This window comes from Paenibacillus sp. 1_12, assembly GCF_900114475.1.
GTDB lineage: Bacteria > Bacillota > Bacilli > Paenibacillales > NBRC-103111 > Paenibacillus_S.
Genome location: NZ_FOTE01000007.1, coordinates 336,411 through 353,718 on the forward strand (window position 1 = coordinate 336,411; position 17,308 = coordinate 353,718).

Annotated in this window: 14 protein-coding genes; 13 read left to right on the forward strand and 1 reads right to left on the reverse strand. The window is 43.4% G+C overall.

The window, feature by feature from the left end:
- Nucleotides 1–350 precede the first annotated feature (350 nt).
- The 5 genes from coaW (at nucleotide 351) to BM210_RS18130 (ending at nucleotide 4,545) form a co-directional block, all read left to right on the forward strand.
- Nucleotides 351–1,172 (forward strand): type II pantothenate kinase, encoded by an 822-nt coding sequence (gene coaW, locus BM210_RS18110; RefSeq protein WP_371263497.1) that lies wholly within the window; start codon nucleotides 351–353, stop codon nucleotides 1,170–1,172.
- 102 nt (nucleotides 1,173–1,274) lie between these two features.
- The gene (locus tag BM210_RS18115; RefSeq protein ID WP_091170952.1) at nucleotides 1,275–1,715 is read left to right on the forward strand and encodes a MarR family winged helix-turn-helix transcriptional regulator; all 441 of its coding nucleotides are present in this window, start codon (nucleotides 1,275–1,277) and stop codon (nucleotides 1,713–1,715) included.
- Nucleotides 1,716–1,728: 13 nt separating this feature from the next.
- Nucleotides 1,729–2,703 carry a ring-cleaving dioxygenase gene (locus BM210_RS18120; protein WP_091170953.1) on the forward strand — a complete coding sequence of 325 codons (975 nt, stop codon included), beginning with the start codon at nucleotides 1,729–1,731 and terminating at the stop codon, nucleotides 2,701–2,703.
- A gap of 210 nt (nucleotides 2,704–2,913) precedes the next feature.
- Nucleotides 2,914–3,408 carry a CYTH domain-containing protein gene (locus tag BM210_RS18125; protein ID WP_091170956.1) on the forward strand — a complete coding sequence of 165 codons (495 nt, stop codon included), beginning with the start codon at nucleotides 2,914–2,916 and terminating at the stop codon, nucleotides 3,406–3,408.
- A 180-nt stretch (nucleotides 3,409–3,588) separates the two neighbouring features.
- Complete coding sequence (locus BM210_RS18130) at nucleotides 3,589–4,545, forward strand: 3'-5' exoribonuclease YhaM family protein (protein WP_091170959.1); 957 nt, start codon at nucleotides 3,589–3,591, stop codon at nucleotides 4,543–4,545.
- A gap of 186 nt (nucleotides 4,546–4,731) precedes the next feature.
- Here the strand turns inward: BM210_RS18130 and BM210_RS18135 are convergent, their stop codons facing one another.
- Entirely contained in the window at nucleotides 4,732–5,067 is a 336-nt protein-coding gene (locus BM210_RS18135; RefSeq protein ID WP_091170963.1) for an ArsR/SmtB family transcription factor, read from the reverse strand.
- 113 nt (nucleotides 5,068–5,180) lie between these two features.
- Here BM210_RS18135 and BM210_RS18140 point away from each other — a divergent pair, with 113 nt between their 5' ends.
- The 8 genes from BM210_RS18140 (at nucleotide 5,181) to BM210_RS18175 (ending at nucleotide 16,848) form a co-directional block, all read left to right on the forward strand.
- Nucleotides 5,181–6,560, forward strand: coding sequence for an MFS transporter (locus BM210_RS18140; protein ID WP_091170966.1), 1,380 nt, complete (start codon nucleotides 5,181–5,183; stop codon nucleotides 6,558–6,560).
- A 262-nt stretch (nucleotides 6,561–6,822) separates the two neighbouring features.
- The gene (locus tag BM210_RS18145; RefSeq protein WP_091170968.1) at nucleotides 6,823–8,670 is read left to right on the forward strand and encodes a UbiD family decarboxylase; all 1,848 of its coding nucleotides are present in this window, start codon (nucleotides 6,823–6,825) and stop codon (nucleotides 8,668–8,670) included.
- A 144-nt stretch (nucleotides 8,671–8,814) separates the two neighbouring features.
- Complete coding sequence (locus BM210_RS18150) at nucleotides 8,815–9,678, forward strand: aldo/keto reductase (RefSeq protein WP_091170970.1); 864 nt, start codon at nucleotides 8,815–8,817, stop codon at nucleotides 9,676–9,678.
- A 318-nt stretch (nucleotides 9,679–9,996) separates the two neighbouring features.
- Entirely contained in the window at nucleotides 9,997–10,662 is a 666-nt protein-coding gene (locus BM210_RS18155; protein ID WP_091170973.1) for a GntR family transcriptional regulator, read from the forward strand.
- 20 nt (nucleotides 10,663–10,682) lie between these two features.
- Nucleotides 10,683–12,374 carry a dihydroxy-acid dehydratase gene (gene ilvD / locus BM210_RS18160; protein WP_091171088.1) on the forward strand — a complete coding sequence of 564 codons (1,692 nt, stop codon included), beginning with the start codon at nucleotides 10,683–10,685 and terminating at the stop codon, nucleotides 12,372–12,374.
- Between the two features lie 163 nt (nucleotides 12,375–12,537).
- On the forward strand, nucleotides 12,538–14,607 hold the full coding sequence (locus BM210_RS18165) for a DUF5050 domain-containing protein (protein WP_091170975.1): 2,070 nt from the start codon (nucleotides 12,538–12,540) through the stop codon (nucleotides 14,605–14,607).
- 405 nt (nucleotides 14,608–15,012) lie between these two features.
- Nucleotides 15,013–15,492, forward strand: coding sequence for a nucleotide-binding domain containing protein (locus tag BM210_RS18170; protein WP_091170977.1), 480 nt, complete (start codon nucleotides 15,013–15,015; stop codon nucleotides 15,490–15,492).
- Between the two features lie 90 nt (nucleotides 15,493–15,582).
- Nucleotides 15,583–16,848, forward strand: coding sequence for an MFS transporter (locus BM210_RS18175; protein WP_091170980.1), 1,266 nt, complete (start codon nucleotides 15,583–15,585; stop codon nucleotides 16,846–16,848).
- The last annotated feature ends 460 nt before the right edge of the window (nucleotides 16,849–17,308 follow it).

The following is a 17,308-nucleotide window of genomic DNA, read 5'->3' on the forward strand; positions in this document are numbered from 1 at the left end:
GTGCAGGCTATACAAGTGCATCCTAGTTCTCAAGTTCCAATGGATCAGAATCCGCATTAACCGACTCTATAATACAGTAAATTTGCTTCAAAAACGCAAACACGTCATATAATAGAACACAACCATCAAAGGCAGCCAGAGGCGGCTTTTTTTGCAGACTAAAAATCACAATGGTATTAACGTATAAGAGGAGCAATAAATCTGCTAAAATGATGATAATATCACGTTGAACATGGTTAAAATTAGGATTAATTAATCATACATAATATTAATGATATTAAATAAATATTCTCGCCAGATACTTAGGAGTTATTGTATCTACATTTGTCGTTCAGAAAAGGAGAAAGTATATGATGAATATTGGAATTGATGCAGGGGGCACTTTGATTAAGATCGCCTATATGGAAAAAAACGAGCTTATTTTAAACAAATTTCCAGTTTCTGAGATGGCTCATGTCGCAGCTTGGATTAATGGACAGATCGATGCCCGAATTTGTATGACAGGCGGAAAAGCTTCAGCTATACAGTCTCTCATCCAGCAAAAAGCTGGAGAGCTAGTTGAGTTTGATGCAACCTGTAGAGGGGTGCAGTATTTCCTCGAAAAGCATGGCATAATGGATAGTTTGTATGTTCTAACCAATGTAGGTACAGGCACTTCGATACACTTGGTGGATGGCGACGCTCACCGTCGGCTTGGTGGTACAGGTATTGGAGGTGGTACCTTGATTGGCTTATCCCAATTATTAACGGGGTTAACAGATTATGAAGAAATTATACAAGCGGCAGCCAATGGCGCGCGTGATCGTATTGATTTAAAAGTGAGTCATATTTATGAGGGTGTGGAGCCGCCAATTCCTGGTGACCTGACAGCAAGTAATTTTGGACGTATTTTACAAGGGGCTTCCAACCCTCCATTTTCCAAGGAAGAGCTGTTAGCTTCTGTAGTAGGTTTAGTAGGTGAAACGGTCGCAACTGTTAGCGTACTTGCTGCCGGACAATCAGGGGCGACAACCGTAATTTTTATTGGTTCGTCGTTTATTGGGAATAATCTTCTTAAAGAAGTGGTTCAACGCTATACGAAGCTTAGAGGGGCTTCGCCTTTATTTATAGAGAATGGTGAATATGCGGGGTCTATTGGTGCTTGGCTGCATGCAGATGGATTGCACACATAGATCTATACCAGATTGCTATTTCTTAAGTTTAGGTATATACTGATTATAGGTTTAGTACTAAACCAACAAATGATTGACGTTATATAAGAGGGATGATGCGATGTGGCAGACGATGAACTTCACACATTAAGCAACCAGGAAAAGCGGTTAGGTATTTTGCTGTGGTTTCGGCTATCCCGCTTCTATAATCAAAGCATTCGCGAAACGAATCAATACTTGAAAAAATGGGAGATGACCGCAGCACAGTTTGATGTGTTAGCTCAAGTAGGAGCGGCGGGACGTATAAGTCAGCAGGATTTGGCCGACAAGCTTGTTGTAACCAAAGGAAATATCGCTCAAATTATTCAAAAGGTTGAAGAGCTTGGATGGATCACGCGAGAGCAGGACTGGAAAACGAAGTACGTGTCGCTAACTGCACAGGGTCAAGCCATATATGGAGATGTGGTCCCCATGCAGGAGCATTTTCAGGCGGCTCAATTCAACAAGCTGAACACAACTGAACAAAAACAGCTGCTAGATTTGTTGAAAAAACTACAATCATAAAGGATGGATCAACATGAACGTTAAAGGAATTCATCATTTATCAGCTATGACCGGAGATGCGCCAGGCAACTTCAAGTTCTATACCGAGGTTCTTGGTATGCGTTTAATTAAAAAAACTGTCAACCAGGATGATACATCCGCATATCACTTGTTCTATGGAGATGAACGGGGCAATCCAGGAACTGAGCTTACGTTCTTTGATTTTCCGGGAATCGGTCCGACACGCGCGGGAGCAAGCAGTATTTCCGGCACATCCTTGCGCGTTCCAAGCGACGCAGCACTGGAGTATTGGCTCGAACGATTTACGGAGCATGGTGTCAAACATACAGCGATTATAGCCTATGCAGGCCGTAACGTTATTTTCTTCGAGGACCCGGAAGGTCAGCAGCTCTCGCTAGTTTCCGATGAAACGAATTCCGGTGTGACGGGTGGTATTCCATGGGATCAAAGTCCCGTGCCTGCCCAATTCAGCATTATTGGACTCGGACCTGTAAAGCTTACTGTACGCAAGCCTGATTCAACACTTGCTGCTCTCAAGCTGATCGGGTTTACAGAGAAGAATCGAATCCCTGCGTTAGTTAATGGGCAAGAGGATATTATCGTAATGCAGGTCGGAGCAGGGGGATCAGGTGCAGAAGTGCAGGTTGAGCCGCGCAATGATTTGTCTGTCGCTGCGCTCGGTAAAGGCGGTGTGCATCATGTTGCCTTTCGTGTAGATGATAATGAAGAATTGCTTAAATGGATCGAAGTGTTGAATAAAGCGGGATTGCGTAATTCCGGATTCGTGGAAAGATACTATTTCCGATCCTTGTACTTCCGCGAGCCGAACGGTATCCTATTTGAGCTAGCAACAGACGGTCCCGGTTTTGATACAGATGAGCCTTTTGAAACTTTGGGTGAATCCTTAGCACTGCCTCCGTTTCTGGAGGATCAGCGCCAATCGATTGAAGCCAATTTAAAGCCACTTGCAACAAAGCGCACGGTCTAAATGAAGTAAGATGAAGAAACTAAGCTTTTTTTGACAACTCTATATTTCGATATTTTTGTACAGCGGACAATTAAACTTGAAGAGTCCGCTGTATTTTTTGCATAGCACTAAATACAAGTCAGAACAGTCATTGTTGCCAGCCAGTATCGACAACAACAGGTTTTAAATCTATAATGTAATTCGTGCATATTTAGCGAAGGGAGCTCGCCGATGGGTATCGAAATTGAAAAAAAGTTTTTATTACCGGCGTTTCCACAAGCTGTGCTGGATCAGGAGAATGTCACCTTGGTTTCCAAGCGAACGATATATCAAACCTATCTGGCTTATTCCAAGGATGAGGAAATCAGGGTACGCCAGCTCATAGACGTTGACGGATCCTGCCACTATACGCATACCTTCAAATCAGGACATGGAATGGTTAGAGAGGAAATCGAATATTCTATTTCCGAGGATATGTATCAACAATTATTGTCTCGTTCCAAGTTAATTCCATTGGAAAAAGTGCGTACTACCGTGGATCATTATGGGATATTGTATGAAATAGACGAATATAAGCAAATCGATCTTGTGGTGGTCGAGGTTGAGTTTCCAGACCTTGATGCTGCACAAATGTTCAAAGTACCGGATTGGTTCGGTAAAGAGCTTGGGCAGGAAGAAGAATTTCGCAATAAAACGCTGTGGATTCAGCTTCAGACATCTATGTAAGGAGAGTCTGGTCATTAAACTGATGTAAGAGTGTGCTTGAAAAGTCAAGCAAATACTGACGAAGTGGTATTTTCACCGCGAATAGTTCGGTCTAAGCTTGCGAAGCAGACTTCTACGAAAAGTCTGGTATTAGCTTACGAAGTAGACTTTTCTATGAAAAGTCCTTAGGAGGAAGAATAAATGTCTTTAATCAAAACCTTAAATTCACAAGATGAATTCGTCGGGTTTTATCTCATCAAGGAGCTTGAAATTAAACAAACCAATTCCACGCCAGCAAAGGATTATTTGGATATCGTTCTTTGTGATGCGACCGGTCAGCTGCCAGCCAAATATTGGGATGCCAGTGCAACCGATAAGGAGACTTTTTTTCCAATGGGGCTGGTCCGTGTACAGGGATTGGTGCAAACTTACAGGGAAAAGCTGCAGATCAAGATCATCAAAATTCGTAAAGCTAACGATGATGACGGTGTATCATTGACTGATTTTATTCGTTCGGCACCCATCCGTCCCGTCGATCTGATTTATACGATCAAGCAGGCGATGGACAGTATTCAAGACAAAGAAATGCATACGATCGTTTCCTTCTGTGTCAAAAAGGTTGAAGAGCGGTTAATGCATTATCCTGCTGCCAAAACCCATCATCATGCCTATTTTGCGGGATTGGCCTATCATATGGTTCGTATGCTAGAGCTCGGAGAGTTTATATGCAAGCAGCGGCCTTTTTTGAACCCGGATCTGCTAATTGCAGGCATCATTCTGCATGACATTGCCAAGCCGGAGGAAATGACTGCGCAACTTGGGATTGTATCCGAATATAGTATCCATGGTAAGCTGCTTGGTCATATTTCGATGGCGTCGAACTGGATTACAGAAGCAGCCATTCTTTCGAATATTGATTTAAACTCGGATCGTGTGTTGGCGCTTCAACATATGGTTTTGTCTCATCATAACTCAGGTGAATGGGGAAGTCCTGTACAACCGCAAATCGCAGAGGCGATTGCTCTTCATCATATTGATACCATAGATGCCAAGCTTCAAATGGTGGAAGATGCATTGGATACTACCCCGGAAGCGGAAAATTGGACGCAGTCGATCCGCGGGTTAGAGAATAAGGCGATTTACCGGATGAAATTGTAGGTCAATCCAGCAGCTTCAAAAAAAAATATGTACTTATCAATAATAAGATTACATAACAAATATTATGTAAACAATAAAATAGGCTATTGAGATCAATCAAGAAATAGCTATCCGACAATCCGGTTTGACAAGCAAATAGCAGCCCCTATGGGCTGCTATTTGTGCTAGTGCAAAATGTAAGGGCTATCAGTCCGTGGTAAACGGAATCGTTTCTCCCGAAGTTTGATGAGCCTTAAGTATAGCATCAAGCAGCCCCGGGAAACGAGCTTCGAGATCTTCAGTACGAATCGAAAGGAAGCGTTGTGTTCCTTGCATACGTACGTGAACAATTCCAGCTTCCCTCAGCGTACGAGCATGGTGGGAAACCGTTGATTTCACGACGGGAACCTCGATATCTCCGCATGTTCGTTCGCCAGATTTATATATGGTATCGACAAGATAGAGACGAATAGGATCACTTAGAGCATAAAGGACGGAAGACAAATGGATATCAGCTCGGTCTGGATGGAATAAAATTTTCATATGAAATCCTCCTTTAGAATGGCAAAACTGATGATTGCATTTTATCATATCTCATGATATATTTCAATTGTTCGATTATGATAGAACATTCAAACGAGAAGTGAGGTGTCCAGATGTCCCAAACGTCTATTGTAACATCAGCCGTTGAAGCTGACCGACCTGCCCTACAGGAAGGGAAGGTGACTTTATTGCTTGGATTTTCAGTTGTTCTTGTCATTATGAATACGATGATGTTCAATCTTGCATTACCGGACGTATCACGTGCATTCGGAATTTCAACAGCTTCAACCTCATGGATCGTAACAGGATACTCGATTGTATTTGCAATTTCTTCGATTACTTTCAGTCGATTGTCCGATTTTGTGCCGATTCGCCGATTATTTATTATCGGTCTTATGTTTCTGGGTATCGCCGCGGTCGGTGGATTTTTCAGTAATAGCTTTTTGCCGCTATTGATCGTCCGTATTTTGCAGGCATCTGGAGCTGGCTCTATTCCTGCGCTTTCGCTTGTTCTAGTTACCCGTTATATCCCTTTGGAGCGGCGTGGCAAAGCCATGGCGACCGTGATGTCAGCAGCTGCACTTGGTCTCGGTCTCGGGCCTGTAGTAGGTGGAGGAATTGTCGAGTATTTGGGATGGCATTACTTATTTGTAGTTACTGCGATCGTGCTTTTGTTGATTCCATTCTACGGGATGCTTCTTCCGAAAGAGCAGCCGGCTAAAGGCTCATTTGATGCATTAGGAGCACTTTTTGTGGGGATAGGAACGACAGGGCTGCTGCTGTTTCTTACCAATCAATCATGGATAGCTTTGGCAGCGGGAATAGCGGCGCTCGTGCTGTTCATAATCCGAATTAATCGGGCTGCAGATCCTTTTGTACAGCCAGTATTGTTCCGTAATCGTGCTTACTTGACGTTAGGCGCAGTCGGAATCGTAACGTACCTCTGCAGCTTTGCAACACTGTTTCTGATGCCACAAATTTTGGTACACCGATTTGAGCTCAGTGCGAGCGTCTCTGGACTTATTATTTTCCCAGGTTCTTTGCTGGCCATGCTACTTTCCCGTAGGGTAGGCAAAATAATCGATAGCTATGGCAATGGGGCTATCATACGTTATGTTCCTCTGCTAGTGCTTGCTTCCGTTATTCTGTTCGCTCTATTTGCCAGCACATCCTATATTGCTGTTATGCTTATTTATATACTGCTCAGCATCGGGTTTACTTTCCTGTCAAGCGCAATTTCCAATGAAATGTCACGTATTTTACCGAAATCGCAAATAGGCTCAGGTCTTGGGCTGTTCCAGCTGCTGCAGTTCTTCAGTGGAGCATTCGGTGTGGCTGCGACGGCCAGCGCTTTAGTTTGGCAGAAACAACTTCCGCTTTCCGTCGCTTATGGAAATATTTATTGGGGTTTGGCGATCATCGTGCTAGCTTCAATTGGCTGCTCACAGCTGTATCAACGCTACAGCCTACGTTCTGTTCAGGAATCCGGTTAAGCACAGGTCACCCAAAAGTAAAAAGCTTGCTCTCAACAACAGAAAAAAAGATTACATAATATATATTATGTAATCTTTTTTTCTGTTCTACTTTTGTTCGCATGCAGGAATTTATAGACATCTGTGGTATGGTAGGAGTAGTGGCAGTGTAATAAACGGTAGGAACAGTTGAAATCCGTATAGGCACACTGTATATTTTAAACAGCATGAATCTCAATAGGCTTGAGGTTCCATAATAATAATCAGAGATTGGAGCCGTTTGATGACTTATCGCAATTTGGAAGAATGTATCATCGATTTAGAACAGAATGGACATTTGGTCCGTATTCAGGAGGAAGTCGATCCTTATCTTGAAATGGCAGCCATTCATATGAAAGTATATGAAGCGGGCGGCCCTGCATTGTTATTTGAAAATGTGAAGGGCTCTAAGTTCCGAGCGGTGTCCAACCTTTTTGGCACCATAGAACGCAGCAAGTTTATTTTTCGTCACACATGGGATTCAGTACAGAACGTAATGGTTCTGCGCAGCGATCCAATCAAAGCGATCAAAAATCCGCTTAAACATATAAGTACCGGTCTCGCAGCCTGGAAGGCACTCCCTTTGAAAATATCTGGAAACCAACCAGGGACCCTACAAGAAATCAATATATCCGACCTTCCGCTCATTCAACACTGGCCTATGGATGGTGGTGCTTTTATCACGCTGCCGCAAGTGTATACGGAAGATCCAGAAAAACCGGGAATTATGAATTCCAATTTGGGGATGTATCGCGTTCAATTGAATGGAAATGAATATGAAATAAATAAGGAAATTGGACTGCATTATCAGATTCACCGCGGAATTGGCGTCCATCAGGACAAAGCGAATAAGAAGGGCTTGCCTCTGAAAGTAAGCTGTTTTATAGGTGGACCTCCAGCACATACATTGTCGGCTGTTATGCCTTTACCGGAAGGGTTAAGTGAAATGACCTTTGCCGGTTTACTTGGAGGGCGCAGGTTTCGCTACAGCTATATCGAAGGACATTGTATTAGCCATGATGCTGATTTTGTCATTACTGGAGAAATACATCCTGGTGAAACCAAACCGGAAGGGCCTTTTGGCGATCATTTGGGTTATTACAGCCTCACGCATCCTTTTCCGCTAATGAAAGTACATAAAGTGTATGCCAAGCCTAATGCCATCTGGCCGTTTACTGTCGTTGGTCGTCCGCCCCAGGAAGATACCGCATTTGGAGAGCTTATCCATCAATTAACAGGTGATGCCATCAAACAGGAAATCCCTGGCGTAAAAGAAGTCCATGCTGTTGATGCCGCTGGCGTGCATCCCTTGCTTTTTGCAATTGGAAGTGAAAGATATACGCCCTACCAGCAGGTAAAGCAGCCTACCGAGATGCTAACGATTGCCAACCGAATTTTGGGGACAGGACAGCTGAGTCTGGCTAAGTTTTTATTCATTACGGCAGAAGAAAATCAACCCTTGGATACCCATCGTGAAGTGGATTTTTTAACCTATATTCTGGAACGTATCGATCTGCATCGCGACATTCATTTTTACACTAATACGACCATCGATACTCTTGATTATTCAGGTACTGGTTTAAATAGCGGCAGCAAGGTCGTTATCGCAGCATATGGTGATAAAAAAAGAGAATTATGTACGGAAGTACCCGATGCTTTAAAAGAATTAAGAGGGGGAGAACAGGCAAGATTGGTGATGCCGGGTGTTGTGGCGCTTCAAGGACCAACATTTATCGACTACGCTCACGCGCAGCAGCAACTACAAGAATTATGTGAATCCATTCAAGCCAAGGGGCCAATTCCAGCTTGCCCACTGATCATTTTGTGTGATGAAAGTCCATTTATTAGTGCGACCATCAGCAATTTTCTGTGGGCTACATTCACGCGCAGCAATCCCTCTACCGACATTTATGGTGTGAACAGTTATTATGAGAATAAGCATTGGGCTTGTGATAATATGATTATCGATGCCCGAATCAAGCCGCATCATGCACCGCCGCTAATCCCTGATCCGACTGTTGAGAATAACATCAAGCGATTTTTTGCCAAAGGTGCCAGCTTAGGTGAATTTAATTTAAGTGAGCATCCATAGCACGTTAGTCTAAGCTTTTGACAAATGCCAAGATCGTTTATACTGATAAAGAAATAAAAAGTTTGTATGAGCAGGCAATAAACATAATCAGGCAATGCTTACGAAGTTCATTTTGCTTCGCAAAACATGAAGGAGGATTGCACAATGGAGAAGCGTAAATTTGGACAAACTGGACAGGAATTCCCGATACTCAGCTTTGGAGCCCAACGTATTGTCGATGAGCACAACTGTACCGAAGAGGAAGCAATTCAGATTGTAAACAGAGCTATTGATGAAGGAATTACCTACTTCGACACAGCTCCGATCTACTCTAAAGGACAATCCGAGGAGAGACTTGGGTTAGCTTTAGGCAGCCGTAGATCCCAGGTTTGGATTGCTACGAAGACGATCGATAGAACTCGCGACGGTTCCTTGCGTTCAATCGAAGCCAGCTTGAAGCGACTACAAACGGATCATGTAGAAGAATGGCGTCTGCATGATGTAAGAACGATGGAGCAGCTAGAGCAGTGTTTTGCCAAGGACGGTGCTCTGCAGGCATTGATTGAGGCCAAGGAACAAGGGATTATCAAGCATATCAGTATTAGTGGACATACAAATCCGAATGTTCAGATCGAAGCGATTGAACGATTCCCGTTTGATAGCGCATTGGTTGCCTTGTCTGCTGCGGATCATTTCATTTACAGCTTTGCTGAAGAATTTTTGCCAAAAGCGAATGATAAAGGCATGGCGATCATCGGGATGAAGGTTATCGGTCTGGGAAGACTTGCTCAGTGGTACGAAAAAGCATTGCGTTATACATGGTCGCTGCCCATCTCTACAGCCATTATCGGGATGGAATCGATGGAGCAGTTGGAAAACAACTTAAGGGTCGCGAAGAGCTTTGTGCCGATGACCGATCTGGAGCGGCTTGAATTTTTCAAAGAAATTATCCACATGGCTAATCCCGATGTACTGCGTTGGAAGGCCAAGGATTGGAGCAATAAGGAAGAGTGGGCTGAACGCCTGTAATCCATTCATGTGGTTGTCCAAGTCATCCCCAAACTTAGAGATGTTCGTTTGTGGGCTGCCGATAATACTTGGTGCGATTGAAAAATACGTAGTTAAATGAAGACAGAAGCAGTCCATTTTATTTAGGTGAAAGAGCTCCGAAATCCTGAAAACACACAGGAATCGGGGCTTTTTTCATGGAATTAAGGAAAGTAAAAAGCATAGTTGGCTGCTATGTCGCGAATAGTGGTTGATAGGATCATCTTGAATAAATAAAAGTTGCATTTAATATATGTATGCGATATATTGCATATAACAAAACAATGAAGGATGATCTTGATGCCGGTACCGTCCAATTTTTCTACACCTATTCGAATGTCCGCCAAAGAACGCGCCTTATCTCAAATTCAAAGATGGATTATTGAAGGTACACTGCTCCCGGGTGAAAAGCTGCTTGATGCTGAGCTAGCCGAATCTCTGGCTGTCAGCAGAACACCAATCCGCGAAGCCTTTCAACTGCTTGAAGTACAGGGGCTAGTAGAGATGCACCCAGGCAAAGAAACGAAAGTAACGACTATTGAAAAGGACGACATTTTGAAAATGTATCCGACACTGGCAGCCCTTCATGCGCTCGCCGCGGAATTTGCATCGGGACTCATATTACCATCGCATATTGAGCAGCTTAAGGAATTGAACCATCAGTTTGCCAAGGCGATCGAGCAGGGGCAGCCGTATCAGGCTATGGAGCTTGATGAGCAGTTTCACAATCTGATCGTAGATATATCGGACAATGTCTATATTTCTTCCTTCAGCGCCTCGCTGCAAATTCACATCAGAAGGTTCAAATATGTATTTTTGAAGCAGCCTGTTACGGGAACCATGACCTCTGTCAAGGAGCATTCAGCTATTGTTGAAGCGCTCGAAAAGCATGATCCGGCAGCGGCTTCCGCGATGATGAAGCAAAATTTAATAAGACCGATGCAGGAGCTGTACGCAATTATTTAATTTGGAGAGGGTGGATCATGATGGCTGACAAAAAAGATTTGAGGATTCGCAGTAAGGTCATTAGTGAGGGAGTGAATCGGACGCCTAACCGTGCCATGCTGCGTGCTGTTGGCTTTAAGGATGAGGATTTCAAGAAGCCTATGATCGGTATAGCCAGTACCTGGAGCGAGGTAACCCCCTGTAACATGCACATCGATCAACTAGCAGTCGAAGCGAAAAAGGGAGTGCAAGCACATGGTGGTGCGCCCTTGATTTTTAACACAATCACCGTATCGGATGGGATTTCGATGGGGCACGAAGGGATGCTGTTCTCACTGCCGAGCCGTGAAGTCATCGCCGATTCTATCGAAATCGTTATGAATGCCGAACGTTTTGACGGCATGGTTGCAGTCGGAGGTTGTGATAAAAATACGCCAGCCTGCTTGATGGCCATTGGACGGATCAATGTACCCGCAGTGTACGTATATGGGGGAACGATTCAACCCGGGAAACTCGATGGCAAAAGCATCGATATCGTCAGCGCCTTTGAAGCTGTTGGGCAATATCACGAGGGTAAAATTAATGATGAGCAGCTGCATGCCATTGAGTGCAATGCTTGTCCAGGACCTGGCTCCTGCGGTGGCATGTATACGGCAAATACGATGGCTTCCGCTGCTGAAGCGATGGGAATGAGCTTGCCGGGCTCCTCTTCGACACCTGCTATTTCTCCAGCCAAAGCGTTGGAGTGCGCTGAGGCTGGACGAACCGTCATCGAGCTGTTGGAAAAGGGAATCACGCCGAGAGATATTATGACCAAGCGGGCGTTTGAAAACGCGATAACCGTTGTCATGGCGCTGGGCGGTTCTACCAATGCGATTTTGCATCTATTGGCGATTGCTCACTCGGTACAGGTCGATTTAACATTGGACGATTTTGAGCGGATTCGGTTACGGGTGCCGCATCTTGCTGACCTGAAGCCGAGTGGAACGTTCGTCATGCAGGATCTTAATGATATTGGCGGCGTTGCCGGGGTTATGAAGCTGCTGCTGGAACGTGGACTTCTGCATGGGGATTGTATGACCGTTACCGGTAAAACCTTGGCTGAAAACTTGGCAGCAGCAGACGACTTAAGTATCGATCAGACGATTATCCGGCCTTTTGATAACCCTTTAAAGCCGAATGGTCCTTTGGTCGTACTCCGAGGAAATTTGGCGCCGGATGGTGCAGTAGCCAAAATGTCAGGTCTTAAAAAGCTGCGTTTTTCGGGACCCGCTCGCGTCTACAACGGTGAGGAAGAGGCAACGCAAGCAATCGTTAACGATGAAATACGAAAAGGAGACGTACTCGTCATCCGATATGCGGGACCCAAGGGCGGACCCGGAATGCCTGAGATGCTTTCAGTAACGGCGTTGATCGTAGGCAAAGGACTAGGTGGGGAAGTCGCGCTGTTAACCGACGGCAGGTTCTCGGGAGGCTCTCATGGTTTTGTCGTTGGCCATATTACACCAGAAGCACAGGTAGGAGGCCCTATTGCCCTGCTGGAAGAAGGAGATATCGTGACGATCGACAGCGAGACTCAGGAAATTACATTCGATGTCAGTCCAGAGGAACTTGAAAAACGTAGACTGGCTTGGATTCAACCCTCCCTTAAGGTTTCTTCTGGAGTATTAGTGAAATATGCGCGGCTGGTTTCTTCTGCTTCACTTGGTGCGGTCACCGATTTGTTGGAATAGGTGTTAATTACTTGTTACGAAAAAATACGCTAAGCCTCTGTATTTCAGGAGCTTAGCGTATTTTAGTATGGAAATGTATAACATAAAAAATAATATTTGCTTATAGTCAAATTCAATTATAAAATAGTTCAGCATGAAACTTTTGAAGCGAGGGTAGCCTTAAATGAAAATTTTTGCTTGTATCTTATTAGTAGCTTTTCTGGCAACTGCGTGTACGAACCATCAAAGCAATTCCGAGTCAAAGTCAGAACAAAAGAAAGAAAATGCAACTCACCAAGCCGCTGTTAATATAAACAAGGAACCCGTTCAGGATACAGGGCCTTGGGAGTATTTTATAAACGATAAGGACGAGTATAAGCTTTATAAGAAGAAAAGTGATGGAAGCAGTATAACGAAGATTTTAGATGTAAGACATGTAGTATCTCTGAATGTCCTCAATAATGACAGAATCCTGTATACGACCTCAGATGATAGTTACAAATTAAACGAAGCCAAAACGGATGGAACCTCCAATCAATTGCTTAGTGAAATGGATTTCCTCGGTTCACCTTACCAAACCCATTTATCTTCTACCTTATCGGGGGATTCTATTATATTTACGGTAGTTCCTTTGCGGCAAGCGGCTATTACAGATAAAGATAAGAAGAGTGAAGATGAAAGAGTACAAGCCGGAACAAAAACGTTTCATGTAGACTTAAAAGGGAAGATAATCAATACCGGCCCGAAAGACTATTCCAAGGAGATTGTCTCTTTTCTACCTAAGGGTAAAGTTGTATCTTCGAAAGTTAACGGTTCAGAAGCCTCAGCAAAAGGTGATCTAAATAAAGACGGAATTGACGATATCGTAGTCATTGTAGAAAATCCTTCACAAACGGGCACAAGTCGAGATATTGTTATTTATTTAGGATTACCAGATGGAAGCTATAAACCAAGTATTTATGCTAAAGAATCTGTTCTCTGTAAAATTTGTGGTGGTAAATTCTCTGATCCCTTAGAAGGCTTATCGATATCTAATGGCTCATTTGTGGTTACAGTATCTGGTGGTTCAAACGAGGTATGGACTCATAAGTATAGATTTCAAAATCGGGACCAGGATTGGTACCTGATAGGCTATACGGGCGGAGATACGGATACTATGCGTCCAGAGCTTAGCAAAGAAGAGGATATCAACCTGATTACAGGAGAATTTATTAAAAAACAGGCCGATACATTAGGGAAACTCCTAGAAAGCAGCCGAGGCACCTATGATAAAAAAGAACTAATAAAGCTGAGCGCTTTTAAAGGTTACATCGGTCAGGATATTGTTCGTGATAAATCGATCTCACCTAACGACGAGTATACGTTTTATACAAAAAACGGAACCTCTATGTATATCAATCATTTAAGTGCCGAGCCTATTAAACTCAAAAGCAGTCGAGATACATTAGGAGCCATAAACTGGTCTCCAGATAGTAAGTATTTGGCGTTGGATTTTGGCACTTCACCTTTGAGACGCGGTGAGATTTACCGAACTTCTACTGGAGACTTGGTAAAGTCGATCACTTACACAGGCACCAAGAGCTTATTGTTTTCCCCTGACGGAACTAAGCTCGCTTTTACACGACCCGACACAGAATCAAGATCAGTCAAAGACGAATTTGTAGATGGTGGGGTATACAGCGTGCACGTTTTGGATTTGGCAACCAATCAGGAGACCGTAATTAAGCAAGGTACTCCTGACACGGATTATAGTCTTGTTCAATGGTTATCCAATAACGAATTATCGTACCAAAAGACGATTTACTCAAAAAAAGAAGGTAAATTAGTAGAGCAGGCAAGTGTGGAAAACATACAAACAGACATCAATCCAACCGTTTTGTACGTAAACCATAAATATAATTTTTCACTAGCGATACCTGTAAGCTGGGCACCGAATTACAAAATTGAAGAGCTTGAATCAGGGATTACATTTACTTATGTTCCTGACAACAAGTTATTAGGAGAAGCTCATATTTTTAATGTACAGCTATGGGGTTCAGAGGACGAATGGACTCAATTCGTTAACGGTCCTGTTTTTAAAAGGGGAGTCCCTTTCAGTAAAATAGGTGTGATCCAAGGCAACGTCTTTATTAATGCCGGACCGACTGAAAATGTGTACAAGGGATTAGGTAAAGAAGAAACGGATCCTGCTAAATATTTAAGTATGATAAAGGAAGCAGCTTCGGTTGCCAGGTCGTTAACAATAAGTAAATAAACTCAATCGTTGTAGTGAAAATTGATGCTAAGCCTCGAAGCAACTTCGAGCTTGGCATTTTTTAGCAAATTCATGTTTTAAAGACCGTTTTGGTATCGGCTATAGGAAATCAGAAAGATAAACATCAGAGGTCGGTATTGTGGATGGTTTCATAGCAGGGTTTTCTTTATTATTTTTGAAAGCGATTGCAAAAACCCGTTGGAGGCTTATGGAAATGCATATAGAAACCAATGAGATACCGGATTGGGTTAATCTTAAGGCGGCGGAAATTGGTAAGTACGTATTCGGCAGCCGTTAAATACCTCTGCTCGCAGGTGTTCCTTATTTGCGCAGATACACCATATTTGGCAATCATTTTGCGGCAGGTGGGGATACGGTTCACAGGCTTGACCGTCATCCTACGATGTGGAATGTGAAGCGCAAGAGGCATTAAAGCAAGGCAAAAGCGTAATCTTGTATTCAGCCGCTGGTCCGAATGATGACAGCATCGCCAATATCCGCGAAGCGCTTATGGAACAAGGCTTAAAAGCGGAAGACAGCGGCCGTCTATTGGGAAGTGCACTTGGAGTGCTGACTCAAAGGTTAATAGCTGAGCAGGGGCTTTCCCGTATCCTTATTGCGGGTGGAGACACCTCCGGTTATATAACGCGTGAGCTTGGGATTTATGCATTGGAATGCAGGGCAGCACTTGATCCAGGAGCTCCGTTGTGTCGAGCCTATTCTCATGATCCGTTGTTTGATGGATTGGAGCGTGGCTCCTCTGTTTATATATATTCCAGCCACATAACCATCAAATCTTCATTATATTCGAACAATTGTAAGCTTGAGAACCTGCGGGATTGTAGACTTAGTCGTGCGAATGTTAGTGAACCGCATATATGCTAAAAGAATAAGTCACTTTTTCCCTTGACGGAGTGAAGCAATATACTTACATTGAATAAGTAACTATTTCACCGGAAAAGAAGGTTATTCCATATGGAGGTCTGGAAACGCAATTTATACATCTTATGGATAGGAAACTTTTTAACTTCGGTTGGTATTGGCATGATTATCCCTTTTTTGCCGCTTTATGTGCAGGATCTTGGAGTACACGATGTGAAGCAGGCTGCTCTATGGGCCGCCATGATTTTCGGAATCAATCATTTAATGATCGCACTGATATCTCCCTTGTGGGGTAAGTTTTCCGATACGTACGGACAAAAATTGGTTATGGTAATAACAGCTATAGGCTCGGCAGTTATCATCGCAGCGATGGGGCTCGTTGATACTCCCATACAGCTTCTTCTGCTTCGCGCCGCTTTTGGCACAATGGGGGGTTATCCCACTTCTTCTGTAGCGTTATTGGCGATCGAAGCACCCAAGCAAAAGGTGGGCAACGCGTTAGGTACGCTGCAAACTGGACAAGTCACGGGTCAATTGTTAGGTCCGCTAATTGGTGGTGTTCTAGCTGAATGGTTGGGGATACGAGATTCCTTCTTTATAACGGGTCTCTTTATTTTCATAGCTGCGCTGCTGACAGTGGTAGGAGTAAAGGAAACCACAAAATACTCTAAATTCAGGTTCACAAATTTGCTTAAGCTGAGTCATCCAATCCTTCAATCCAAAAATCGTGATCGAAAAGTTCCTAGTAAGACAGCCTTGCGTCAAGTCCTTGGACAATCACCACTCATTCTGACGCTATTTATTTCTACATATCTAATATCTATAAGCTTTGCTAGTATTAGTCCGATGATTTCGTTGTATGTAAAAAGCATGAACATCGTGGACCATATTGAAATTATGGCTGGCCTCATATTTGCATCTACGGCCCTAGGCACCATGATCACGGCACCGATTCTTGGAAGAATGGGGGATAGACACGGTCATTCCATTATCCTGCTCTTATCGCTTATACTCATTGCCATTCTGCATATTCCTCAAGGTTTGGTCACAGATCCTTGGGTGCTTATGGGCATTCGGTTTGTAACCGGTTTATGTATCGGTGGCGTGATCCCATCGATCAGTTCACTGCTGCGCAAGTTGACTCCGTCTCATATTCAAGGCAGCGTATTTGCCTATAACGCAAGCGCTGGCTCATTGGGGAATTTGTCAGGAGCCATATTTGGCGGATTGGTGGCAAGCAGTCTCGGCATTTCACTTGTATTTTATATTATAGCCGGAGTGTTCTTTGTTCATTTCCTGATGATCTTGATTCAGTTCAAAAGGTTCAGGAAAGCGGAAAAGGAACAGGAAGCAGCCTAAAAAGATAGACATGTTGCAGGTACATATAAATAATAGTTATTAAAAATAATAGGAATATAGGAATTGATTGCTTTCCATATGGAGGATATCGATTTGTATATAGTTGGATAATTGACTGAAACCATCGCATATGAGTGATGGTTTTTTTGAATTGGTAAGAAAGATTACTCTGAATCCGAAGAGATCCGATGAGCAGTGATCGTACGGTGTTGTAGGAGGCTACGACACTTTGCGCTTGATCAAGCTAGATCGCTTACTATCGGTAACAAAAAAATTGTAACTAATCAAATAATTTAGTAATAAGTGTTGACACCACCTTTTTTCCGTGCTAAATTACTTTTCAGCAATACAAAAGTATTCCTACCAGATTAATAGAATAATAAGCTGATCGGACCACCGAAGGCTCTAATTTGTCCTGTTTCTTACAGGCTCATTAGAGCTTTTTATTTTTCTGAATAGG

Bases quoted from the DNA above. Each gene is read 5' to 3' on its own strand.
- coaW (WP_371263497.1), top strand. From the start codon at position 351: ATGATGAATATTGGAATTGATGCAGGGGGCACTTTGATTAAGATCGCC.
- BM210_RS18120 (WP_091170953.1), top strand. From the start codon at position 1,729: ATGAACGTTAAAGGAATTCATCATTTATCAGCTATGACCGGAGATGCG.
- BM210_RS18125 (WP_091170956.1), top strand. From the start codon at position 2,914: ATGGGTATCGAAATTGAAAAAAAGTTTTTATTACCGGCGTTTCCACAA.
- BM210_RS18130 (WP_091170959.1), top strand. From the start codon at position 3,589: ATGTCTTTAATCAAAACCTTAAATTCACAAGATGAATTCGTCGGGTTT.
- BM210_RS18135 (WP_091170963.1), bottom strand. From the start codon at position 5,067: ATGAAAATTTTATTCCATCCAGACCGAGCTGATATCCATTTGTCTTCC.
- BM210_RS18140 (WP_091170966.1), top strand. From the start codon at position 5,181: ATGTCCCAAACGTCTATTGTAACATCAGCCGTTGAAGCTGACCGACCT.
- BM210_RS18145 (WP_091170968.1), top strand. From the start codon at position 6,823: ATGACTTATCGCAATTTGGAAGAATGTATCATCGATTTAGAACAGAAT.
- BM210_RS18150 (WP_091170970.1), top strand. From the start codon at position 8,815: ATGGAGAAGCGTAAATTTGGACAAACTGGACAGGAATTCCCGATACTC.
- BM210_RS18155 (WP_091170973.1), top strand. From the start codon at position 9,997: ATGCCGGTACCGTCCAATTTTTCTACACCTATTCGAATGTCCGCCAAA.
- ilvD (WP_091171088.1), top strand. From the start codon at position 10,683: ATGGCTGACAAAAAAGATTTGAGGATTCGCAGTAAGGTCATTAGTGAG.
- BM210_RS18165 (WP_091170975.1), top strand. From the start codon at position 12,538: ATGAAAATTTTTGCTTGTATCTTATTAGTAGCTTTTCTGGCAACTGCG.
- BM210_RS18175 (WP_091170980.1), top strand. From the start codon at position 15,583: ATGGAGGTCTGGAAACGCAATTTATACATCTTATGGATAGGAAACTTT.